This window comes from Halioglobus sp. D3-4 (assembly GCF_055809315.1).
In genome coordinates, this window is record NZ_CM147907.1 from 676,004 (window position 1) to 699,746 (window position 23,743).

Here is a 23,743-nt window from a genome sequence, read left to right on the forward strand (position 1 = left end):
ACAGTTTCAACGGTGCATTTTTTCGTACCAGATAGCGTGCTGTGAGTATTGCAAGGTCGGCGAATGGCATATAATTAGTTATCGTTCATCATGCGGGAGAGAGTGATATGAACAAATCAATGCTGGTTGGAGCGGTTTTTGGAGCGGGCCTTGCGACTGCGGCCGGCGGTATTGCCGGCTACAAGATGTTGAATGGACCGGAGTACGCGCAGGTGACTGCAGTAACACCCGTGACGGAGAGTATCAAGACGCCGCGTGAAGAGTGCACCGATCAGGTGGTTACCAAACAGGAACCGGTCAAGGACAAACATAAAATCGCCGGGACGGTGCTCGGCGCCGTAGCCGGTGGCCTGCTGGGTGATGCAATTGGCGGCGGCGGCAAGAACACCGCTGCCAAAATTGCCGGTGCGGCAGCCGGTGGTTATGCGGGCAATAAGGCCCAGGACACACTGCAGAAGAACGACACGTACCAGACCACACAGCGGACATGTAAAACGGTGTATGACGTCAGTGAGCGAACCGTCGGTTACGATGTTAAATATCGCATTGGCGATGAACCGGGTGAAGTGCGCCTGGATCACGATCCGGGCGATACCATCCCGTTACAGGATGGCAAACTGAGGATCGCCCGGGATTCCGCCGCTACTGAGGCCGGCTGATTGTCCGCGTTGCGGCCGTGTAGCTCCCTTCAGGCTTCGCTGACAATGCGGTTCAGTACGAACGTAAGGACACCGCCAGCGCGGTAATACTCAACTTCTACCGCAGTGTCCAGTCTGGACTGCAACTGGATTTCACGCCGCTCGCCTGAGGGGTAGTGTACGATGGCGCGCAGTTTCTGCTGCGGTTTCAGCTCTCCGTCCAGGCCGAGAATGTCGAAGGTTTCATCGCCCTGCAGAGCCAGTGTTTTGCGGGTTTCACCTGGTAGGAACTGCAGCGGCAGTACCCCCATCCCCACCAGGTTGGAGCGATGAATGCGCTCGAAACTCTCGACAATGACGGCTTTTACGCCCAGCAACAGTGTGCCCTTGGCGGCCCAGTCGCGGCTGGAGCCCGTGCCGTATTCGCGCCCGGCCACTACCACGGTACTCATTCCGCGCGACTGGTACTCCATTGCCGCATCATAGATGAACATCGGTTCTGTTTCGCCCACAAGGTGGGTATAGCCCCCTTCCCTGGACGGTGTCATTTCATTGCGGATACGTATATTGCCGAAGGTGCCACGCATCATCACTTGATGGTTGCCACGGCGTGAGCCGAAGGAGTTAAAATCGTCCTCGGCCACACCGTTGTCGCGTAGATATCGCGCAGCCGGACTGTCTCCGGGAATCGCACCCGCGGGAGAGATATGATCCGTGGTGACCGAGTCGCCCAGCATTGCCAGCATCGGCGCACCGAGAATATCGTGCCGGTTGCCCTGATACTGATCTTCAAAGAAGGGTGGCAGCTGTATATAGGTTGAATCCGGGGAAAAGTCATAGGTGGCGCCGCCGCCGGTTTCGATAGCCTGCCAGGTGGCGTCGCCGTCGAACACCGCGCCGTACTCCGTTTGGAACATGTCTGTGCTGACGGTTTGTACGACAGTATCGATCTCGGCATTGGTGGGCCAGATATCACGCAGGTAGACCGGTGCGCCGTTGCTGTCCTCGCCCAGTGGATCTGTACTCAGGTCGATACGGGTGGTGCCGGCGAGGGCGTATGCGACAACCAGCGGCGGCGATGCCAGCCAGTTGGCTTTCACCAGCGGGTGAATACGGCCCTCAAAATTTCGGTTGCCTGACAGAACGGAGCAGGCGACAACGTCGTTCGAGGCGATACTATCCTCAACGGCATCGGGCAGCGGGCCGGAATTACCGATGCAGGTGGTACAGCCGTAGCCCACCAGGTTGAAGCCCAGCGCATCGAGCGAGGGTTGCAGGCCGGCTTTCACGAGGTAATCTGTCACCACTTTCGAGCCCGGCGCCAGCGAGGACTTCACCCAGGGTTTGCGTTGCAGGCCGCGCGCCAGCGCTTTCTGTGCAACCAGGCCGGCGCCGATCATTACCGCCGGATTGGAGGTGTTAGTGCAGGAGGTAATCGCTGCGATTACCACATCGCCATGGTGCAACGACCCCGGCATGCCCTCCAGTGGGAAGGCGGTGTGCTGTTGTTCGGCCTTGCCATCGAGTTCGATAAACTGGTCTATAGCCTCGCGCAAAGCCTTTACCGGGACCCGGTCCTGTGGGCGCTTCGGCCCGGCCAGGTTGGGTTCCACCGTGGACATATCCAGATGTAGCGTGGCGGAAAAGGTCGGTGTGATGTAGTTTTCGTCGCGCCACATACCCTGTGCCCGGCAGTAGGCTTCTACGAGTGCAACAGTGTCATCATCGCGTCCGGTAAGCCGCAGGTAGCGGATGGTCTGGACATCGACCGGGAAAAAGCCGCAGGTGGCACCGTACTCCGGAGCCATATTGGCGATGGTGGCGCGGTCGGACAGCGGTAACTCATCGAGCCCGCTGCCATAAAACTCCACAAATTTGCCGACTACACCGTGCTGGCGCAGCATCTGTACGACCTGCAGTACGAGGTCGGTTGCGGTGATACCTTCGCGCATTTTTCCGGTGAGTTCGAAGCCCACGACGTCGGGAATCAGCATGGAGATGGGCTGTCCGAGCATCGCCGCCTCGGCTTCGATGCCACCGACACCCCAGCCGAGTACGCCCAGGCCATTGATCATCGTGGTGTGGCTGTCGGTTCCCACCAGTGTATCGGGGTAAGCAACGGTCATGTCACCGGCCGTGCTCTGCCAGACGACCTTCGCCAGATATTCCAGATTAACCTGGTGGCAGATGCCCGTGCCCGGCGGGACAACACTGAAATCATCAAACGCGCCCTGGCCCCACTTGAGGAACTGATAGCGCTCGTTGTTGCGCTGCATTTCCAGGGCGACGTTTTGTTCGAAGGCTGTCTCAGTGGCAAACTTATCGATGCTTACTGAGTGGTCAATGACCAGGTCGACCGGCGATAGCGGGTTGATTTTCTGCGGGTCTACGCCGCGTTTGACCAGTGCGTCGCGCATGGCAGCGAGGTCGACGACTGCGGGAACGCCGGTGAAATCCTGCATCAGTACGCGGGCGGGGTGGTAGGCGATCTCCTGATCGGCGCCGCTGCCGGCGCTGGCCGCGAGCGCTTCGATATCCCCGCGCGTGCAGCTGACGCCATCTTCGTGGCGCAGCAGGTTTTCAAGCAGGATCTTGCTGCATACGGGGAGTTTTCCAACGCTCTCATGCGCAGCCAGTTCGCCGCCGTTGACGGCATAGTATTGGAAACGCTTTCCGTTCACTTCAAGGGTTGATTGAGTATTGAAGGTGTTATCCGATGACTTCATGTTGACTCGCCTGCGCTGAAACTGAAAGCCAGAGTATAGTGGATAAAAAAGCTCCCTGCTTGCGTTGCCAGTTTACAGTTCCAATATATTGATGCCATCGCGCTGGTGAATGTTGCCGCTCTGTCCAATCGGATCCCCGGTCATCATCTGCTTGAGCGTGGCGTCATCATCGGGCGTGTTGGCTACGACTCTTTCACCCGCGCGATTGCGCGCGATTACAATGCCGCGTTTTGGGCCTTCGCGGTCAAACCCGACCGTGAACGTCTCGATCGTGGCACGGCCGGACGGGTCGGTGGCCACCGCAAGGCGTGGAGCACTGTCGATTTCCTGTTGTAGCGCAGGGCTATCGGTATCCCGCCAGGCGCTTTGCGGCGCCTGTGTTGAGTAGATTCCGAGAGAGTGCTTGGTAAGGTACATACCATTGGCAGTGACCAGTCCGTGACCGCCGTTGCCGTGGCGCAGTGTTTCCAGCATCTGTGCTATGGCATGCAGCGAATAGTTGTTGCCGGGGCCGCCGAAGAAGGGCAGTCCACCGGTGATGGTGACACCGCGCTCATCCAGCGGATTCAGGCCTATTTCATTGCAGGCGACATGCACTGCGCTGGGGAAGCAGCTATAGATATCAAAGTGTGCGATGTCATCCAGCGCGATTCCTGCCTGGCTCGATACTGCATTCCACGCCAGCCGGATTGCGGGTGAGGCGTGCAGGGTAGGGCGCTCACTGACGTACCAGATGTCGTTCACATCCGCCCCGGCGCGAAGGTAGATCCAGCGGCTTTCATCGATCCCCAGCTCGCGTGCCCGGCCCACTGTTGTCATGATCACGGCGGCCGCCATATCCACTTCCAATATGGGGTTCATCGCGCGGGTATAGGGGTAGCCGATATAGCGGTTGCGCTTTTCTACGGTGCTGATCTGTTGCGGCGTTTGAAACTGCGGGCGCCACGCGTACGGATTCTCTGCTGCGACTGCGCTCATGCGGCTGCAGAGCTTCGCTATCTGTGCCGTATGCGCTTCCTGACTGATGCCAAGGTGATGGCGCAGGCTGTTCTCAAATAGCGGATAGGTGTTGATAGGTTCGTACAGACCGTGTGCCAGTTCTACGGCGGTGTGTCCCTCCCGCTCTACACCGACAGTCGGCGGCTCTGTGCCTGCGTCGGCCCAGGCAGATATATCCTCGCCCGAGCGCAGGACTGCGAACAGGGTGGCCAGCAATTCCGCGCCCGCCAGCATGACCGCACTGTGTTCGCCCCGGGCGAGCTTGCCGGCGAAGTGGTTGACCAGATACTGTGGCGTATTGCCGCCGATGGTACCCTGGTAAACGTCGGGGTCGACGATACCCAGACGCTGTGCCAACGCACTGCCCGGATTACGTGGAAATAGCGCTCCTACGCCGGGCGTGGTGTCGGCGATAAACCTGACCATCGCGAGCGCGTCAATCGCGCCGGTGATCTTAGTTGTACCGACATCTGTGATGGCCTTTGCGCCGGCCTCGTGCAGGGCATCCAACGGGGTTCGGCCGGCGTCTGTGTCGTGCCAGGTGTGTTGGCCCGCGCCGACGAGTATGGGGGTGTTGTCAGGTGTCGTCATAATCGTATCTGTTCGGTTGGCAAATTTTGAGGGGGACAACATAAACAGTCCTCGCGATGAAATCCAGTCGCATTGCGTGCTGCAATTCCACGTCAGAGTTACCCCCGTCAATTCTGGCGATGCCATCGGCGTTGATTTTTCCTGAAAAAGCTCTATGTTGGAGGCCAGCCCCCTCACGCGGCAGCAAATCGATAACACATCGGGCCAGCGGTCCAGCAAAGGAAATCAGCGCATGAACCCCCAGTTTGAAGGCCGTGCTCACCGCTTGGTGTTGCTTCTGTTTCTCGCGATATCACTGTTCGCAAGTTACACCCTGATAGCGCCGTTTCTGGAGCCTATTATTCTGGCGATCCTGATCGGTCTGCTCGCTTATCCCGCGCATGAGCGGCTGGTGTCGGCACTGCACGGGCGCAAAACGACGGCCTCACTGCTCAGCTGCCTGATCCTGTGGTTGATTTTTTTGATACCGACAATGGTGTTACTGGTTGCCGTTCTCAGGCAGGGTATCAACTACTCTGTCGTGGTGAGGGAGTGGGCGACGCAGGAGAATATCCACCAGTTGATGTCACAGCCCTGGGTGCTGGAAGTGCACTCGCGCCTGACCAGTATTCTGCCGGAGGGCACGCTGCACCCGGACAATATACGTGAAAAAGCACTGGCTGCTGCCGGTATTATGGGGAAGCAGTTCGCAGGAGTTTCCACGACAATCGTGGGCAGCCTGACTCGCTCTGTGATGAACGGTGTATTGCTGCTGTTTGTGCTGTTTTTTGTGCTGCGCGATCACGACAAGCTGATCGCATTTATCCACCGTGCCCTGCCGCTGTCGCGCAGCGAAGAGGAGACGCTGTTTCAGGAAATCAAGACTGTTAGTAAGTCGGCCCTGCTGGGGACGCTGGCGACTGCTGCCACGCAGGGTGTAGTGGGTGGTTTCGGGCTGTGGTTGGCCGGGTTCCCGGGTGTGTTCTGGGGTGCCGTGATGGCGTTCACCTCATTGATACCGCTGGTGGGTACTGCCCTGATCTGGGTGCCGGCAGCCCTGTTTCTGTTGGTGACAGGGCAGTGGGGTTGGGCACTGTTTCTGGTACTCTGGGGAGTTTTAGTCGTGGGCTCGGTGGATAATTTCCTGCGGCCGTTGCTGATGCAGGGCGCCAGTATGAATACGGTTGTGGTGTTTTTTTCACTCATTGGTGGCCTGCAGGTGTTCGGGCTCATCGGCCTGATCTACGGTCCACTTATTTTCTCCATCACGCTCGTGATGTTCCGCTTGTATGAGAATGCATTTACCGATTTTCTGGATTCACAGGACGGCCGCTAGGTCATTCGCTGTAGGTACGTCGCAGCAGTGGTTTGTCCACTTTGCCGGATGCATTGAGGGGAAGTTCATCGACTCGGATCCAGCGTCTGGGCGTTTTATAACCGGCCAGTAGCTGCCGACAATGCCCGGCCAGCTCGCCATCGCTGAGCGTGCGTTTGAGTCGCACGACGGCACAGGGACTCTCACCCCATTGCGGGTCAGACAGGCCAATGACTGCACAATCTCCAACATCCGGATGCTGGCGCAATACTTCCTCAATTTCCCTGGACGCGATATTTTCTCCGCCGCTGATGATCATGTCCTTCTTGCGATCGACAATGAACAGGTAGCCCGCCTCATCAAAGCGACCGATATCGCCCGTGTGTAACCAGTCATCGCTGATAGCCTGTGCGGTGGCACTGGCATCCTGCCAATAGCCCAGCATGCACTGTTCGGCCTGTACCCAGATTTCCCCGGCCTCACCTGGGGCAACCGGCTCGCCCGCATCGTCAATCAATTTGATCCGGGCAGTGGGAAGCGGGCGTCCGACGGAGCGCAGCAGATCGGGGTTGTTATGTGCGGCGTCGCGGTGGTCCTCCGCCGTGAGGAAGGCGACGCTGCCGGACAGCTCTGTCATACCGTAACTCTGGCACAGGCCGACACGGGTCTGCGATAACAATCTTTGCAACAGCGATTGCGGCATAGCCGAGGCGCCGTAGCCGATCGACCGTACAGAGGCCAAATCTGTCGCGCAAAAATCCGGGTGATCCAACAGCAGGCCGATCATGGTTGGTGCCAGCGACATCGTGGTGATGTGCAGTTCGCGGCAGGCCTTTAGTGTGTCGGTGGCATTGAACGAGCGCGCCAGCACGACGGCGGCGCCGTACAGGTGCTGCAGCAGGACATTGTGTGCGGCGACATGAAACAGCGGGAAAGGATAGTAGTATTTGTCTGTGGCTTGGACAGGCCTTGCAAATGCTGCTGAGCGCAGTCCGGCTATAAATGAGCGGTGTGTCAGTACTGCGCCCTTGGGACGGCCAGTTGAGCCGGAGGTGAACAGTATCCACGTGGGGTCATCAGCGCGGGTTTGCGGTAGAGCCGCCTTGTCGGCTGTGGAGCGCCAGTCGGAGTACGCTTCATCCAGCGTGATGATTCCCAGGCCCGCCGGAAAGTCGGTCTGATCCTGCAGGGCTGCCAGCAACGCGCGGTCAGCGAAAAGGCAGCTCGCCCCGGATGAGCGCAACTGATAGACCAATTCGGCCGGCGCAAGGCGGGCGTTCAGGGGAACCATGATTCTTCCGGCGGCCGGTATCGCGTACATTAGCTCGACAAACTCGGGGCAGTTCCACGATAGCACGGCGACGCGATCTCCGGTCGCGCCGGTGGCGGCAATGGCCGCCGCAGTTTCTGCGATGTTGCTTTGCAATGTGGTGTAGTCGACGGATTTACCCTGCCACCACAGTGCGATGCCGCCGGGCTGTTCGAGCGCTTGTTGCTCGATGATCTGGTGCAGCTGTTCGCAGTCGAAGTCAGTCACGTACAACAATCCTGGGGGTGCGCGCCGGCATGCGTGTGAGTAGCTCATAGCCTATGGTGTTGGCGCAGCGCGCAACTTCTGCTAACGGCAGCCCCACTCCCCACAGTACGACTTCGGAGCCGAGTGCAATGGCGCCCAGGTCGGTGACATCGACGGTAATCATGTCCATCGAGACCCTGCCCGCCAGCCGGGCGCGCTGACCATTGATCAGCACCGGGGTGCCGTTGGGTGCCTTGTGTGGGTAGCCATCGCCGTAACCGATCGCTACGGTGGCAATACGTGACGCGCGTTCGGCGACCCATGTGCCGCCGTACCCCACGGCCTGGCCTACGCTGACCTCACGTAGTGAGATTACCGCGGAGCTGAGCGTCATAACCGGCTCTAGTGCGCGCGCATGGGAATGGCTTTCCAGCATCGGTGAATCGCCGTACAGCATATAGCCCGGCCTCACCCAGTCATAATGTGCAGCCGGCCACCCAAGCACACCGGCAGAGTTGGCCGCGCTGCGCGGCCCGCAGAAGGTTAGGGACTCAAAGGTCGAAATTTGTTGCGAGGTTTGTTGACTGCACATATCGTCTGCGGATGCGAAGTGCGTATACGTCACCACCTCATTGCTGGCATTCTGCGTGTTTTGCAAACGCCGAAAAAAGGCGGCGGCCAGATGAGGCTGTATGCCCATGCGACTCATCCCGGTATCCACCTTGAGCCAGCAGCGTATCGGCGCCGGCAAGCGGGCCTCTTCGAGCCAGCATAATTGACGTTCATTTTCGATAGTGATCCACAGGTCCAGCTGCGCTGCTTTTGGCAGTTCATCTTCTGCGAAACAGCCTTCCAATAGCAGTATCGGGGCAGAAATGCCGGCGTAACGCAGTTCCAGTGCCTCTTCGATACAGGCCACTGCTAGTGCATCCACCTCAGACTGCAGTGCGTTTGCAATGGTGACCGCACCATGACCGTAGGCATTGGCTTTGACCACCGCCATGATTTTGGAGTTTAGTGCCAGCTGGCGCGCAACGCCCACGTTATGGCGCAGTGCACACAGGTCCAGCCGTGCCTGGCTTGGGCGCCCCATCAGAAGTCGAATTTGTGCCGACTGTACAGCGTTTGCGCCGCCAGCCAGACATCGCCAATGTCACCGTTACCCACAGCGCTGCCATCGACGGTGACGACCGGTGCGATGTCCTTGCTCGAACTGGTGAGCCACACCTCGTCGGCCGCTCGCAGTTCGGCCAGAGTCACCACGCGCTCCTCCACTGCGATAGAGCCATCGCGCTTGAGTATCTCCAGCAACAATTGCCGGGTGATTCCGGGGAGTTTTTGATCATCCAGTAGGGGGGTTGCAACAACGCCGTCCCTGACCACAAACACGTTGCAGGCAGCCGCTTCGGTAACTTCTTTACGGCTGTTGTAGAGGATGGTTTCATCCTGGCCGTCGACATGACTCTGTTGGTAGTGCATGACATTGCCCAACAGGGATGTGGACTTGATATTGCAGCGCTGCCAGCGCAGGTCTTCCGCTGTGGAGACAGTGAGCCGCCTCGTAGCCTGTTTATCCGGCACCGCAGGTGGCGGGATTTCGTAGGCAAACGCAAAGACTGTGGGTGAGATACCTTGCGGATAGGCGTGGTGGCGCCGTGTGTCTGCGCCCCGGCTAACATGGAAATACAGGCCGAGGTTGCCACCGCCATTGCGGGCGATCAGCTGCGCCGCAATCTCGCGCCACTGTTCCGGATCGACACGCAGCGGTATTTCGATGGCGTCCAGCCCGTTCTGCATGCGCGCCAGATGTGCGGAAAAACCCACCAGCGCGCCATCGTAGGAGGGGATGACTTCGTAGATTCCGTCGCCGAACAGAAAGCCGCGATCCATCGGAGAAATCCGTGCTTCGTTCATCGGTAGGTAGCTACCGTTCAGATAAACCGTACTCATTGTGGGTACCCGTTGTTACTTCGCTGTGATTGCGTCACGGCTGTTGCGTCACTGTGCGCCAGATGGCGGTGGCTGCTGAGTGCGCGAAAACTGTGTCAGTTGGCGCAATTCTTTTATTACGCTCAGGCTTTCCTCTGCTAACAGGCCGTCTTCGGTCAATGTGTTCTGCCCAGTTACACCGTCCACGCTACCGCGCGTCGAGAGGTAGTCGAGCAGTTCCAGTGGTGCGATATCCGCCAGCAAGTCCCGCTGGGACCAGATGCCCAGAAAGGCGATCAGGCCATACGCACCCCAATTGGAAACATCCGCTACCAGCAATTCGTCGCAGCAGGTGACAGACGGTCTGATGTCGAGGTCGGCCAGCATCTCAGCGATGTTGCCCATGCCTGCTTCATTTCCACCATCGCCGATCGCTATGGTAGGGCAATTGGCCTGACTGATGAAGGGGTCGAATATCGTACAGAACTCAGAGATGTCTTCACCGCGCATATTATAGTAGCGGCCGTCAGCTGCAAGCCCGGGGCTCTCAATAGCGACCACAGCCTGTGGTTGCAGGGCTCTCAGAAGAGCCGCTGCCTCCATGCGGGCGGCCGGCAGATCGCGGGCGTGCAGTTCCAATACCTCGTAATCCTGCCGCAATGCAAATGACAAGGGGGCGCCGCAGGCGATGACGGGGCGTGCCCCCAGTATTTGCAGGCTTCTATAGAGTGCCATTGTGCCGACCGGCCCGTCGGTTTCAAAGGTACCCGATACCGGGAAGCCGGTGGCGATGATGACGGTCCCGCGCAACGGGTGCAGGTGTCTGGCGGCGCGCAGATAATACCCGCCTGGCAGCGCTTTCCGCGCGCGTTGCATCTCGCGCAGGTTTCGAGCGACCAGCAGTTCTTCCACCGCTGAGCTCAACTGCATCTCGTTCATGGAGAGCGCTCCAGCAGCGGGCGCTGCAGAACAAATCGCTGTGCGAGGTCCAGTGCGCGGTGTGCGGTGTGTACCGTAATGGGTGCGAAGTGTACGCTGCTTCCCGGCACCAGCTGGCTGAGGCGGGCGGTATCCAGCGACAGCGCCGTACCGATTTTCGGGTAGCCGCCGATGGTTTGTCGGTCGTTGAGCAGCACGATCGGCTGGCCATCAGGGGGAATCTGAATGGCGCCGTGGCAGATGCCCTCCGACAATACGCCCTTGATCTCGCAATCGATAGGGGGGCCCTCCAGCCGGTATCCCATGCGGTCGCATTGCGCGGAGACTTCAAAGGTACTGCCGAAGAAACGCCGCTGTTCTGCGCGACTGAAATGAGATTGCTGGTAGCCGGGTATCACGCGCACCGTCAAGGTTTTTTGGTAGCGTGGCTGGTCTGTCGCTGGTAGGTACAATCGTTTGCGGGCAGTGGTGGCTGCGCACGACAACTGGTCGCCCTCCTGCAAGGGGCCGCCGTGCAAACCGCCGATCTGTTCCCTGGCTACAGTGGCGCTGCTGCCGAAACAGGGTGCGATGTCAAAGCCCTGCGCCACTCCCAGATAGGCGCGACAGCCGGACCTGGCAAATCCGATACGCAGGATGTCGCCGGTGTTGACCGGGTGCGCTTCCCACAGTGTTTTTTCCTCACCGTTGATGCTCAGGGGCATATCCGCGCCGGTAAGGCATACATAGGTGTCAACCTGCGCTAACAGCTGCAGTCCCCCCACGCTGATTTCGATGGCAGTGCTGTCGCCCGGGTTCTGCAGTAGCCGGTTGCAATAGTGGTATGCCTCGCGGTCCACAGGGCCGCCATTGGTCAGGCCGAGCCGCTGTTGTCCGTAGCGCCCGCTGTCCTGCAACAAGCTGAGCACGCCCGTTTGCAACACTGTCATACTCACGTGAGTTCACCACCGAGGGCGAGAAAGCGGGCGCGGTCAATGGGCTCAAAGTTCACACTGTCGCCGACTGCGACCGGCATGCAGGGCCGGGCATTGGGCGTAAACATCGGGGTCGGGCAGCGGCCTATGATGTTCCAACCACCGGGTGATTCACTGGGATAAACTGCGGTCTGCTGATCGGCGATGGCGACGGAGCCGCGCGGCACTTTGGCCCGGGGGGTGGACAGGCGTGGTGCGGCAATGCGCGGGTCCACCTCGCCGAGGTAGGCAAACCCCGGCGCGAAGCCTATCGCGTATACCCGGTATTGCGTTGCGCAGTGCAGGTCGATGACTTCGGCCGTCGTCAGTCCCGCAGCGGCAGCGAGTGACTCGAGATCGGCACCGGTTTCGGTAGCGTAGTAAACCGGCAGCACGACGCTGCGACCCGTCGCCGCAGGTTTGGCGGCAAGGGATTGCAGTGCGTGGCGCACCCGGCGGGCGATATCGCCACGGTGACTGCGCAGCGGGTTATACAGAATCAACACTGAAGCGTAGGAGGGCACCAGATCGGTCAGCTCTTCCCCCAGCGCCGCTTCTATCGCAGCCGCTGCGGCCTGTACCAGCGCCAGCGTAGTCTCATCCGCGCGATCGCCGAGATAGAGCATCAGCGCGTCTTCTCCCACTGCCTGTAATTTCACCGCGCGTCAGCCGCCATTGATCAGCGTGCGAATAGCGGCAATAGCGGACACAGCTTCGGGGTTGTCTCCGTGCACACACAGGGTGTCGAATTGAAGTGTCAGGGTCTTGCCGCTGTCTGTGGTCACCGCGCTGTCGCGTTTTAAACGGGCGACTTGCGCCAGCATGCGTTCGCGATCGAGTACCGCGCCCAGTTCGCTGCGCGGTAACAGGCTGCCATCATCGCAGTAACAGCGATCGGCAAACACTTCGAACAACAGGGGTACGCCGACCGCCTTGGCTTCCGCGCTGTGATCGGCTGCGTGAGCACTGGCCTGCAGCATCAGCGCCAGCGGCTGTGCCTGGCTGGCATAGCCGGCGACGGCGGCAAGTATCGCAGTGCGCACAGTGCGATTTGCCATCATGTCGTGGTACAGGGCACCGTGAGGTTTAATGTAGGTCAGGGCCAGACCTTGACTGCGCGCCATGCCCTCCAGCGCGGCTATCTGATAGTGTAGGCAGGCGATAATCTCCTCGCGGCTGAGCGCCATGCTGCGGCGGCCAAAGCCGACGATGTCGGGATAAGCCGGATGCGCACCGATGATCACACCGTGTGTCGCCGCCAGTGCGAGTGTCCGCTGTATTGTCATGGGGTCACCGGCGTGGAAGCCGCAGGCTATGCTCGCCTGATCGATATGCGGCATAACACCGGCATCGTCCCCCATGGCCCAGTTGCCATAGCTTTCGCCCAGATCGCAATTGAGTAGCACGGCCTTCTCCTGTCCTTACAACACAGCCAGCTGGCTGTTGCGCATGTCGGTCACCAGCATACAGCCCGGACTGTGGGTGATGGCCAGCGGCAGCCGGGCCGCCTGCAGGGCGAGTTGGGGCGTAACGCCACAGGCCCAGAACACAGGTAGTTCTGCATGATCCAGTCGCACTGCATCGCCGAAGTCGGGTTGCGACAGGTCTTCGATACCGATCAGCTGTGGATCACCGAGGTGGATGGGGGCGCCGTGCACGGCTGGAAACCGCGAGCAGATCTGAATGGCACGGATGGCATCTGCGGAGTGAAACGGACGCATGCTGACGACCAGTTTGCTGCGAAATGCACCGCTGTCGATGCAGTCGATGTCGGTGCGGTACATCGGCACATTACGCCCCTGCGAGAGGTTACGTACCTCCAGTCCACCTTCGAGTAAGGCTTCTTCAAAGGAAAATGAGCACCCCAGGGCAAACACCACGAAATCGTCGCGCCAGAGGGCTTTGATATCAGTGACGTCTTCGCCGGGTGTACCATCGCGAAACACGCGATAGGCCGGCACGTCTGTGCGTATATCAATGTCGCCCAATGCCGGGAGTGCGACATCGCCGGGTTCCCCCACGGCAATCAGCGGGCAGGGCTTGGGGTTGCGTTGGCAAAACCGCATGAAATCCTCGGCGTGGCTGGCCGGAAGAATAACGATATTGCACTGTACATAGCCCGGTGCCGAGCCAGACGTGGTGCCGATATGCTCCCCGGCGCGTATCATGCGGCGCAATTCGGCAGGGGATAGTGTGTCACTCATGGCCCTTCCTGGCAGTTGGCGGGTACGGCTGTGTCGAGAGTACCAAATATCACCCCGACAGTGCACTTGCACTGAGTATCCATAGTATTTGGCAAGGGTGCTCAAATCTGGATAATAGCCGCTCCATCGATAGTGAAGGGACCAGCATGCTAGACCAACTGCTTCAAGTGTTAAGCCCCAGTCCTGCGGGAAAAGACCGGTTCACGGCGCAGAATATGCATCCCTCGGCATTTCGCGTCTACGGTGGTCAGGTGCTGGCGCAGTGCGTGAGCGCCGCTGTTGCCACCGTCGACGAACAGCGCATGCTCCACTCGCAGCACGCCTATTTTCTGCGCCCGGGCGACCCCTCAAAAGACATTGTGCTGGAAGTTGAACGTGCCCGGGACGGCCTGAGTTTCAGCTCGCGCAGGGTGGTTGCACTGCAGAACGGCAAGCCTATTCTGGTCAGCTCCCTGTCGTTCCAACTACCCTCAACCGGGGATGACTATCAGCCGGAGATGCCACGGGTACCACCGCCGGAGTCGCTACCCAGCGAGCGTCAACTCAGCTTGGAGGCGGGTAATCTGGATGAGAGCTTTATGATCACCACCGGGGAGGATCTGGATATTCGTGTGGTAGAACCCGTGGACTGGGAGAATCCGGTGGCGCGCGAGCCGGTGCTGCAAGCCTGGATGAAGACCACGGGGCCGGTGCCGGACGGGGCGGGCCTGCACCAGTCGCTGTTGGCCTACCTGTCGGATGCCTTTCTCATTGATGTGTGTTTGATTGCGCACGGAAGGCATTTCGCGAGCGGCAATTTTCAGGTCGCAAGCCTGGATCATGCGCTCTGGTTTCACGAGGATTTTCGCGCCGATGACTGGCTGTTGCACACCGTTGAGGCAGAGCGTATCGGGGGCGGTCGGGGGCTGGCGCGGGGTAATTTTTACAACCGCCAGGGGCGCCTGGTGGCCACCACCATGCAGCAGGGTGTTATGAGGTTTCGCTAACACGCTGTCACTTTTTGCCCGAAGCTCCTATAGTAGCGGCTGAGCCAATTTAGCAGGGAATATAAGACTATGCCCCATCCCAGTATTACAGCACAGACCTATCCCCATAAACCCGCGATCATCATGGGGGAGTCCGGTGAAATGGTCAGTTACAGGCAGCTGGACGAACGCTCCAATCAGGGCGCGCAGTTGTTCCGGTCCCTCGGCCTGAAGACCGGCGACCACATCGGCATGATGCTGGAAAACAATCGCGAGTTTCTGGAAATTGTCTGGGCGGCGCAGCGCAGCGGCCTGATTTTCACGCCTATCAGCACTCATCTGAAGAAAAGTGAGACAGCTTATATTCTGCAAAATTGCGGCGCCAAACTGTTTATTGGATCGCTGGCGCTGGCAGAGGTTGCCGAGCAACTTCTGACGGAGGATACCGGCGTTGAACACTATTTTATGGTCGGGGGTATCAAACCCGGCTTCGAATCCTGGGAAGAGGCGATCGACGCGCAGCCGGACACCCGCATAGACGACGAGAGCAACGGCGTGCCCATGCTGTATTCTTCGGGTACCACCGGCCAGCCCAAGGGTATCTTTGTCGCCGGCTATGATACTGATGTGAATACCCCTCCGGCGATTGTAACAACGATAGGAGCGGTGTTTGGATTCAGCGATGAATCCGTCTATCTATCGCCTGCGCCGCTTTACCACGCTGCGCCCCTGCACTACAACATGATGGTGCTGTACAACGGCGGCACCTCGGTTGTGATGGAAAAATTCGAACCCGAACTGGCACTTAAACTGATTGAGGAGCACCGCGTCACGCACAGCCAGTGGGTGCCGATAATGTTCAATCGCATGCTCAAATTGCCCGAGGACGTTCGCGCGGCCTACGATGTCAGCTCCATGCAGGTAGCCATTCACGCGGCGGCACCGTGCCCGGTTGAGATCAAGGAGCGGATGATCGAGTGGTGGGGTGAAATCATTGTCGAATACTATGCCGCCAGTGAAGGCGTGGGATTCACGCTGATTGACTCCAAAAGCTGGCTGGCGCACAAAGGTTCAGTGGGGCAAGCACTGTTGGGTGAACTGCATATTGTCGATGACGACGGCAATGAACTGCCTGCCGGCGAGACGGGAACCGTCTATTTTGGTGGCCAGGCGTCGCAGTTTCACTACCACGATGAGCCGGAAAAAACCGCCGAGGCTTACAATGAAAAAGGCTGGGCTACCACGGGTGATGTGGGCTATGTGGATGACGATGGCTTCCTGTACCTCACCGATAGGAAAAACTTCACCATTATCAGCGGTGGGGTGAATATCTACCCGCAGGAAGTGGAAAATATTCTGGCCGGTCACGATAAAGTGGCTGATGTGGCCGTGTTCGGTATTCCCAATGAAGAGTTTGGCGAAGAGGTCAAGGCCGTCATTCAGCCGATGAACTGGGCCGATGCGACCGACGAGACGGCGATAGAGATTATGGAGTGGCTGCGCGAGCGCATCTCCAAGCTGAAGATGCCCAGGTCTCTGGATTTTCATCCCAAGCTGCCGCGAATGGATAACGGCAAGCTCTATAAGCGTCACCTTGTCGATGAATATCGTAGGCAGGCGGAGGGTGGCGCGGAGACCCCGGACGGCGCGAAAAAAGACTAGGCCGCGTTAGGCCTTAATAGCCCGCAATACACCACGGCATTCCTCCTCACTGAGAAAGCGCGGTGAGGGGTAGCTGCCACCCTCGGTTATCGCAGCGGCGACCAGCGCCTCAATATCCTCGTCGCGAATGGCGTCGCTGCCCGGTGGTATACCGATTTCCCTGTTCAGTTCCCAGACCCGGTCGATCAACTTGCGCGCCAGTGCGGAACTCGACTCTGAGCGCTCGCCCATGCCACAGTAAACGGCGATATCGGCCAGTTTGTCGGCGGCATCCTCCTGCAGCAGTTCGAGTATGTGGGGCAATACCATCGCATTGCCCAGGCCGTGTGGGATACCATACTTCGCCCCCAGATTGTGGGAAATTGCATGGACATAGCCCACCAGCGCGTTGGTGATAGCCAGGCCGCCGTAGTGCGAGGCCAGCGCCATCGCCTCGCGCGCCTCAAGATTGCTGCCGTTGCGACAGGCCTCGGGCAGGTTGTCAAATATCAGCCGACAAGCCGAGAGGCCGTAGTAGTTGGTTTCATCAGTTTCCCAGCGGCCGATGTACGATTCAATGGCGTGAGTCAGTGCATCCATACCGGTGGCGGCCGTAATATGCGCAGGCAGCCCACGCATAATCTCAGGGTCCAGCGCAGCGGCTTTTGGTATCAGGCTGGGGTCTATCACCGGGCCTTTTTCGTGTGTGTCATTGTTGGAGATCACAGCGATGAACGTGGCTTCCGATCCTGTTCCCGCAGTCGTTGGCACGGCGTAGAAAGGCACGGTGGGTAACTTGCATTTATTGGCACCTATGCAAGCCGCCGTTTTACAGCGGTTGGCAGCTCCCAATGCTATCACCTTGGCTGCATCAATCGATGAGCCTCCGCCGAAAGCGAGTACCGAGTCGCAGCCCTGCTCGTTGTAGCAATCGATACCCAGGTCGACGACCTGCTCTGTCGGGTCCGGCAGGACGCCATCAAACACGGCGTATTCAACACCGGCATTCTGTAGTGCCGCGAGTGTGGCATCGAGAACGCCTAGCTCACGCAGGGGTTTGTCTGTCACTACCAGGATTTTGCGCAGACCAAAACGGCCGATGGCCTGGGCCAGTTGTTTTGTTGAGCCCGGTCCGACAAAGACCAGCGGCTTGGGTTGGGGCTTGGTGATAAAACTTCCCAACAGGGTCTGGCGTAAGCGGAACCATACTTTCTTGTGGACAGTAGTCATATCAAACCCTCGAACTGTTTATGGTGTCTAATTCAAGACACGCAAGATAGCGCATATTCGCCAGAATGCCCATGTGGTTTTGTTGCCCCAGTGATGTGATCGCGTTAGTATTTTTGCGCAGATAAATTCGGCAGTTTGACACTGCGGAGAATACCCTTGAACGATAAACAACTCCCGGTGCTGCTCCAGTGTACTATCGCCGCGCGCTTTTTGCGGCGGACGATTTCGTGAATGTACGCTTGCCACTGGTGATCTGGCCCCTGCTCGCGACTCTGGTTGTGCAGGCCCAGATGCTCTTTAACGGTTTTTTATACGACGATTTTGTGCATCTCTATACGGTATCCAACTTGCCGTTAGTGGAGGCCGTCGCCGTACCGATGGGAGGACATCTGCTGCATACGTTCACCACCGTTGTGTGGGCAGTGAAATCCGTCTTTGGCATGAACCCGTTCGCCTTTCTATTGATCGGTCTGCTGGTTCATTTGGCGGCTGTGTACCTGCTATTTCAGATTGTGTCCGTATTGACCGGGCGGCCGGTGCTGGCAGCATTCGGCGCGACACTATGGGGAATCAGTCCTTTCGTGGCCGGTGCTCTGGGCTGGATATCGGTACACGGGCAGGTATTTGCCACGGCCGCTGTGCTGTGGGTGCTACTGGATATCGCCCGCTGTAGTCAGTCGGCGAGTTTGCTGAGCAACAGTGTTCTGGCTCGTCATGTCATTTTACTATTGATGGCCGTCACCAGTTTTGGTGTCGGTCTGACATCCGCCGTGGTATTTCCGCTGCTGATCGTGTTGTGGAACCCTGTGCCGGCCAAGCGCTACCGACTGCTTGTTGTCTATGGCTGCGTGGCACTGTCAGTTGTGGTGTTTTATCTGCTGACCATGAAGCTACAGGGCAATACCCAGGATAACCTTGATGACAAGGTGCATCTTGTGAAGCGAAGCCTGCACAATATTCCGCTCATCAGTGGCGCGTTCGCTGATCTTATGGCGATCGGTTCCTCGGCGTTGGTGCTGGGGCCATTACTCGTCGGAAAACTGTCTGTGGTGCCGAAGGAGTCACTGCCGATGGTGGCCGGCATGTTTGCGGTTTTTTTCTCTTTGCCGCTGCTGCTCTGGGGATGCTGGGTAGCAGGGCCCGGTGATCGACGGCGAATGCTGGCGTTGTTGCTCCTGCCATGTGCCGCCTATGGCCTGATTGCAGTGGCCCGCAGTGGCGGTTTTCTCACGGTGCATGCGGAGACGCCCCGATACCACTATTTCTCTCCGGCCATCCTGGCTATCGTCTATTGCCTGATAGTGTCGAAGATGCTGGATCGCCTTCCCGCGAGAAAGCTGAGTGACGGGTATGTGCCTTACTTCATCTGGCTGATTCTGGTGATTGTACCCTTTGCTATGGGCACGTCGCCGGTAAACAGTAAGGAGTCCCGCCTGCAGCGGCAGGAGGCGCAACTGCTGCAGTCGACACGCGTGCTGGAAAAGGCACTGGAAAACCCGTCAGGGGAGGGCGACATTTATATTCGCAACCGGCCATATGCTGTGTTTGTCTGGGGTTACACGCCGGAAGTTTTTCCCGGTCTTGCCGGCCTGTTTGTCACTCTCTACCCGGACAATATTGTCGATCGCAGGCGCGTGTATTTCCTGGAGGAGTCCGAGGAGTTGGTAGATATGGCCCGGGCGCAGCGCGGAAGTCGGATTTCTGAGCTTCTGGTTTACCGGCCCAAGGGCGAAATTCGAGCCCGATAAACACAACAGAGCCGATAGTGTGAAATGACGTTGTCGCACTATTGCGAGGTTGCAGCGGAGACATTTATCACTGCGGCTTCCAGCTCTGATTCCTCTTTGGGTTTTCTCAACGGCAGGTAAAATACCGGTATCACGAACAGCGTGAAGATGGTGCCCACCAGCATGCCGGCAGTAATCATCAGCCCGATACTGAAACGGCTATTGGCACCCGGCCCCGTGGCGATGACCAGCGGCCATACCCCCATCACGGTAGCAAATGTCGTCATTAGAATAGGGCGCAGTCGCAGTGAGGCCGCTTCAATTACAGCCTCGTGCCGCGTCATTCCTTGTGTTACCAGTTTGTTGGAAAATTCCACGATCAGAATGCCGTGCTTGCTGATCAGGCCAATCAGCGTCAGCAGACCGATCTGGGTGTAGATATTCAATGTCGCGAATCCCAGAGCGATCGGGACGACGGCGCCGAATATAGATAGAGGAACGCTGAGCAACACCACAAACGGATCGCGGAAGCTGTTGAACTGGGCGGCAAGTACCAGGAATATCAGTACCATGGACAGGAAAAATAGAATCGGGAATGATGACGTTTCCTGCATGAAGCGCTGCGATGCCCCGGTATATCCGGCCTTGTAGCCACTTGGCGCGATCTCCTCCAGCTTGTCACGCAGGAATGTCAGTCCGGTACCGAGGCTGTTGGGCGGCATCATGATGCCCTGAATGGTTGTACTGTTCAGCTGTTGGTACTGCGTGAGTTCATTGGGTTCGACTGACGCGTCAAGAGAGATAACCACGGAAAGCGGAACAAGTTCATCGCTGGCGGTGCGCACATAGTATTTTTCAAGCTCCTGCTTGGTCAACCTGAACCCTCTGGCTGCCTGCGGAATCACTTTGTAGGAGCGTCCCTCCAGGTTGAACCGGTTTACCTCCGACTCGCCTAACATGATGGAGAGGGTTTCACCGATGTCGCGCATCGATATCCCCAGCCGTGAGGCGAGCTCCCTGTCGATGTTGATCTTGACCTCGGGGCGGTCAAAATCCAGGGACTGGGTGACAAATATAAACAGCCCGGATTCACTTGCCGCCGCCATCAACTCATCGCCGATACGTTTTATCTCCTTATAGTCTGCAGTGGAAGCCACCACAAAACTGACGGGTAAACCCGCGTCAAAACCCGGTAACGGCGGTGTTCCAAACGCAAACATTTCCATGCCCGCAATCCCGCTGATTTTCTGCTGGAATTCTGTCTGTACTTCCTGCTGTGTGCGTTCGCGCTCCGACCAGGGGTGCAATGTGATACCGCCGAAATTGCGGTTCGGGAACATGACTTGCCAGGAGTGACTGAACTCCGGTATTCCCTTCCATATCTGGACCACCTCGTTCAGAAAGTAATCCGTGTACTCCAGGTTTGCATAGCGAGGCGCGATGCCGGTAACGTACACACCACCGGTATCCTCCTCCGGTGCCAACTCCTCCTGAGACAGAGAGAACAGTATTGGCAGGCTGCCGAGGATACCTATCGCGAACAGGAAGATTGCACCCCGATTGCGCAGGCAAACAGTCAGTAGGCGACGGTAGCGACGATTCAAGGCGTCAAAACGCTGGTCCAGCCAGTTCGCAAGCCTGCCCTGATGATCGTTGTCCTTAAGTACCCTGGAGCACATCATCGGGCTGAGTGTCAGCGCGACGATTCCAGATACCAGTACGGCCCCGGCCAGCGTCATCGCGAATTCGCTGAACAAGGTGCCGGTCAGGCCGCCGATAAAGCTGATGGGGGCATAGACGGCAGCCAGTGTCAGCGTCATCACCACCACCGGCAATGCGACTTCCCGCGCGCCAACCAGAGCCGCATCGAGCGGGGATGCGCCCATTTCAATATGCCGGTGCACATTTTCCACCACGACGATAGCGTCATCGACCACCAACCCAATGGCGATAATCATGGCCAAAAGCGTTAGCAGGTTGAGGGAGAACCCCATCATCAGTATCAGGAACACCACACCGATCAGTGACAGCGGTATCGCCACAAGTGGAATCAGCACAACACGGAGAGAACCGAGAAACAGGTAGATCACCAGGATGACAATCAGACTGGCCTGCAGCAGGGTAATCAGGACTTCCTTGAGTGCCTCATCGATGACAATACTGCCGTCCCAGTCGAGAAACAGCTCCATATCGGCGGGTAGGCGCTCGCGAATGCGCGGAATGGTTGCGTGTACTACCCGTGAGACATCGAGCGGATTGGCATCGGGTGTAGGTGTAATCGACATAAAAACCGCATCGCGTCCACTGGACAGGGTTTTGAGCTGGGTGGTTTCGGCCGACAATTCCACGTCCGCGACATCGCCGAGTCTGACGCGCTCCTCGCCCACCTGTCGGACGATCAGGTCTTCAAAGTCTTTCACGTCTTTCATGTCTGTGCGGGCATCCACCGTTGCTCTCACCAGGTTCCCCTCAGTGGCCCCGGAGGTAGCGATGTAGTTATCGCGCTGGATCACTTCTTTTACATCGGAGGCGGTAACACCAAATGCGGCCATACGCACTGGGTCAAGCCACACGCGCATCGCCAGGAAGCGACCAAAAATACGTACTTTTCCGACACCCTTCAGTGTTGCCAGCTCCGGTTGAACGGAGCGCAAGAGGTAGTCTGTGATCTGGTAGGGGCTCATTTCCCGCGAGTAGAACGCCATGTACATCATGGCATCACCGCCGGCAGCGGTGGTGACCACGGGGTCTTCAATGTCGGTTGGAAGATCAGCACGAGCCTCGTTAACTTTGGCGATAACCTCAGACAGCACATCGCTGCTGTTTTCGCCGAGTCGCACATGAACTTCGATTTCTGATATGCCCGGATTGCTGGAGGAAGTCATGTACTCGATTCCACGCGCACCGGCGATACTCACCTGTAACGGCGTGGTGACGAAGCCCTGTACTGTGCGGGCACTGGCACCTCGATAAACCGTCTCGACATAAATGACGCTGCGTTCCAACTCCGGAAACTCCCGTATATTGATGCGTGATAATGCCGAACCACCGAGCAGGAGCAGCAGGCTGCTGATGACGATGGCCAGTACGGGGCGTTGTATAAAGTGGTCGGTGAAAGCCATTGGGCGTCAGAACTTCACTTTGTCGTCGATGACAACGCGAGCGTCACGATACAACTTATTCTGGCCGACGGTGACAACCCATTCGCTGCCGAGCAGGCCTTTGGTGATAACAATTTGACCGTCACGCGTCCCACCGGTTTCAACCACCCGGGGTTGAACTGTAGTTTTGCCTTTGCTCTGCAGCAGTACGAAAACCGTATTGCCGTGGAGGGAGTAGGTGACAGCGGTTTCCGGCACAGTGACCACACGTTGGGGTTTGTCGAGGTCGATCACCATACGCGCAAACATGCCTGGCAGCAGCCCCTCGCTGTCCTCCAGTGTTGCGCGCAGCATCAGGTTGCGAGTGCTGGTGTCCACTTTCGCGTCTATCGCACTGAGCGTCGCCCTGAACACGCGGCCTGGAAAGGCGGCCACGTGCACGGCAATTGACAGGCCCGGTTTGAGGCTGGGGAAGTAGCGGTCGGGCACCGAAAAGTCGATTTCCAGTTCCGACAGGTCCTGAAGGTTAGTGATCGGAGTGCCTGACTCAATGAAGTCACCCACCTTGACCTTGATAATACCGGTGGTGCCAGCGAAGGGCGCGACAATGCTTTTATTGTCTAGTTGTGCACTGGTCTGCGCTAGTTGGGCGATGGCGCTGTCCAGATCTGCACGGGAACGGTCGTACTGGCTCTGCGGGATGGATTTTTGCTTTATCAGGCTGGCATCGCGCTCGTGTAGCAGGCGTGCCAGTTTCAGGTTTGCCTCCTGCTGTTTGCGGTTAGCCTTTTCCACGCTGTCATTGAGCGTCAAAATAAGCTGTCCCGCTGACACTTTTTCTCCTGAGGTGACCTCGACCCTTATAACCTCACCACTGGTTTCGGCACTCAACTCTACACCTCGGGCCGCACGAATAGTGCCAACTGTTTCCAGTTCCGACGGCCAGATGGCCGATTGAGCCGTCGCAGCAGCGATGGTAATGGGCGGCGGCGTGAAATTCGTATTCGCCAGAACAGAAAACTTATTGTAGAGGTAGCCCGCAATTCCGCCGAATATCAGCAGCAGCAGAAAAATAACGAACAGATAAGCGCGCAACGCCCGGCCCCTTCTCGTAGTTGTTCGATTTATTGAAAGTAAGTGCTGCACGCAATATTACCTGAATCTGTCCTCGCAGGGCACCTTTGGTGAACATGCTCAGGGATTATCTCATCGGACAGATGCGTTTCCCTTGCATGGCCGTATCGTGGAGCACCAGCGGGTGTGCACGGGTATAGACGGGTGGATAGATCG

18 protein-coding genes are annotated in these 23,743 nt (G+C 58.0%); 5 read left to right on the forward strand and 13 right to left on the reverse strand.

Going from position 1 to position 23,743, the window contains the following annotated elements:
* Positions 1-107: 107 nt before the first annotated feature.
* Positions 108-659, forward strand: coding sequence for a glycine zipper 2TM domain-containing protein (locus AC0L6S_RS02845; RefSeq protein WP_473426910.1), 552 nt, complete (start codon positions 108-110; stop codon positions 657-659).
* Positions 660-688: 29 nt separating this feature from the next.
* Here the strand turns inward: AC0L6S_RS02845 and acnA are convergent, their stop codons facing one another.
* Both acnA and AC0L6S_RS02855 read right to left on the reverse strand, forming a co-directional pair.
* Positions 689-3,364, reverse strand: a complete 2,676-nt coding sequence (gene acnA, locus AC0L6S_RS02850) for an aconitate hydratase AcnA (RefSeq protein ID WP_473426911.1) — start codon at positions 3,362-3,364, stop codon at positions 689-691.
* A gap of 72 nt (positions 3,365-3,436) precedes the next feature.
* Positions 3,437-4,954: an acetyl-CoA acetyltransferase gene (locus tag AC0L6S_RS02855; protein ID WP_473426912.1), complete on the reverse strand. Its 1,518-nt coding sequence runs from the start codon at positions 4,952-4,954 to the stop codon at positions 3,437-3,439.
* 232 nt (positions 4,955-5,186) lie between these two features.
* Here AC0L6S_RS02855 and AC0L6S_RS02860 point away from each other — a divergent pair, with 232 nt between their 5' ends.
* Positions 5,187-6,269 (forward strand): AI-2E family transporter, encoded by a 1,083-nt coding sequence (locus AC0L6S_RS02860; protein ID WP_473426913.1) that lies wholly within the window; start codon positions 5,187-5,189, stop codon positions 6,267-6,269.
* Between the two features lies 1 nt (position 6,270).
* Here AC0L6S_RS02860 and AC0L6S_RS02865 read toward each other — a convergent pair whose 3' ends face one another.
* The 8 genes from AC0L6S_RS02865 to AC0L6S_RS02900 are packed head-to-tail and all read right to left on the reverse strand — an operon-like array spanning position 6,271 to position 13,789.
* Positions 6,271-7,785 (reverse strand): class I adenylate-forming enzyme family protein, encoded by a 1,515-nt coding sequence (locus AC0L6S_RS02865; protein WP_473426914.1) that lies wholly within the window; start codon positions 7,783-7,785, stop codon positions 6,271-6,273.
* A complete protein-coding gene (gene alr, locus AC0L6S_RS02870) occupies positions 7,778-8,857 on the reverse strand; it encodes an alanine racemase (RefSeq protein WP_473426915.1) in 1,080 nt (359 codons plus the stop codon). The genes AC0L6S_RS02865 and alr overlap by 8 nt, the downstream gene beginning before the upstream one ends.
* Positions 8,857-9,714 carry an aminotransferase class IV gene (locus tag AC0L6S_RS02875; protein ID WP_473426916.1) on the reverse strand — a complete coding sequence of 286 codons (858 nt, stop codon included), beginning with the start codon at positions 9,712-9,714 and terminating at the stop codon, positions 8,857-8,859. The genes alr and AC0L6S_RS02875 overlap by 1 nt, the downstream gene beginning before the upstream one ends.
* A 48-nt stretch (positions 9,715-9,762) precedes the next feature.
* Positions 9,763-10,632, reverse strand: a complete 870-nt coding sequence (locus tag AC0L6S_RS02880) for a glutamate cyclase domain-containing protein (RefSeq protein ID WP_473426917.1) — start codon at positions 10,630-10,632, stop codon at positions 9,763-9,765.
* Positions 10,629-11,561, reverse strand: a complete 933-nt coding sequence (locus AC0L6S_RS02885; RefSeq protein ID WP_473426918.1) for a 5-oxoprolinase subunit C family protein — start codon at positions 11,559-11,561, stop codon at positions 10,629-10,631. Before AC0L6S_RS02885 ends, AC0L6S_RS02880 begins: the two co-directional genes overlap by 4 nt.
* Before the next feature lie 2 nt (positions 11,562-11,563).
* Positions 11,564-12,244: a 5-oxoprolinase subunit PxpB gene (pxpB, locus tag AC0L6S_RS02890; protein WP_473426919.1), complete on the reverse strand. Its 681-nt coding sequence runs from the start codon at positions 12,242-12,244 to the stop codon at positions 11,564-11,566.
* A 6-nt stretch (positions 12,245-12,250) separates the two neighbouring features.
* Positions 12,251-12,991, reverse strand: coding sequence for a 5-oxoprolinase subunit PxpA (locus AC0L6S_RS02895; RefSeq protein ID WP_473426920.1), 741 nt, complete (start codon positions 12,989-12,991; stop codon positions 12,251-12,253).
* A gap of 15 nt (positions 12,992-13,006) precedes the next feature.
* Positions 13,007-13,789, reverse strand: coding sequence for a putative hydro-lyase (locus tag AC0L6S_RS02900; RefSeq protein ID WP_473426921.1), 783 nt, complete (start codon positions 13,787-13,789; stop codon positions 13,007-13,009).
* A gap of 146 nt (positions 13,790-13,935) precedes the next feature.
* Here AC0L6S_RS02900 and AC0L6S_RS02905 point away from each other — a divergent pair, with 146 nt between their 5' ends.
* Positions 13,936-14,775, forward strand: coding sequence for an acyl-CoA thioesterase (locus tag AC0L6S_RS02905; RefSeq protein ID WP_473426922.1), 840 nt, complete (start codon positions 13,936-13,938; stop codon positions 14,773-14,775).
* 69 nt (positions 14,776-14,844) lie between these two features.
* The gene (locus AC0L6S_RS02910) at positions 14,845-16,416 is read left to right on the forward strand and encodes an acyl-CoA synthetase (RefSeq protein WP_473426923.1); all 1,572 of its coding nucleotides are present in this window, start codon (positions 14,845-14,847) and stop codon (positions 16,414-16,416) included.
* 6 nt (positions 16,417-16,422) lie between these two features.
* On the opposite strand, the gene AC0L6S_RS02915 is transcribed toward AC0L6S_RS02910, so the two are convergent.
* A complete protein-coding gene (locus AC0L6S_RS02915; protein WP_473426924.1) occupies positions 16,423-17,625 on the reverse strand; it encodes an iron-containing alcohol dehydrogenase in 1,203 nt (400 codons plus the stop codon).
* A gap of 188 nt (positions 17,626-17,813) precedes the next feature.
* On the opposite strand from AC0L6S_RS02915, the gene AC0L6S_RS02920 reads away from it, so the two are divergent.
* The gene (locus AC0L6S_RS02920) at positions 17,814-19,373 is read left to right on the forward strand and encodes a hypothetical protein (protein ID WP_473426925.1); all 1,560 of its coding nucleotides are present in this window, start codon (positions 17,814-17,816) and stop codon (positions 19,371-19,373) included.
* A 38-nt stretch (positions 19,374-19,411) separates the two neighbouring features.
* Here the strand turns inward: AC0L6S_RS02920 and AC0L6S_RS02925 are convergent, their stop codons facing one another.
* Complete coding sequence (locus tag AC0L6S_RS02925) at positions 19,412-22,474, reverse strand: efflux RND transporter permease subunit (RefSeq protein WP_473426926.1); 3,063 nt, start codon at positions 22,472-22,474, stop codon at positions 19,412-19,414.
* Positions 22,475-22,480: 6 nt separating this feature from the next.
* Positions 22,481-23,548, reverse strand: coding sequence for an efflux RND transporter periplasmic adaptor subunit (locus AC0L6S_RS02930; protein WP_473426927.1), 1,068 nt, complete (start codon positions 23,546-23,548; stop codon positions 22,481-22,483).
* Positions 23,549-23,743 lie beyond the last annotated feature (195 nt).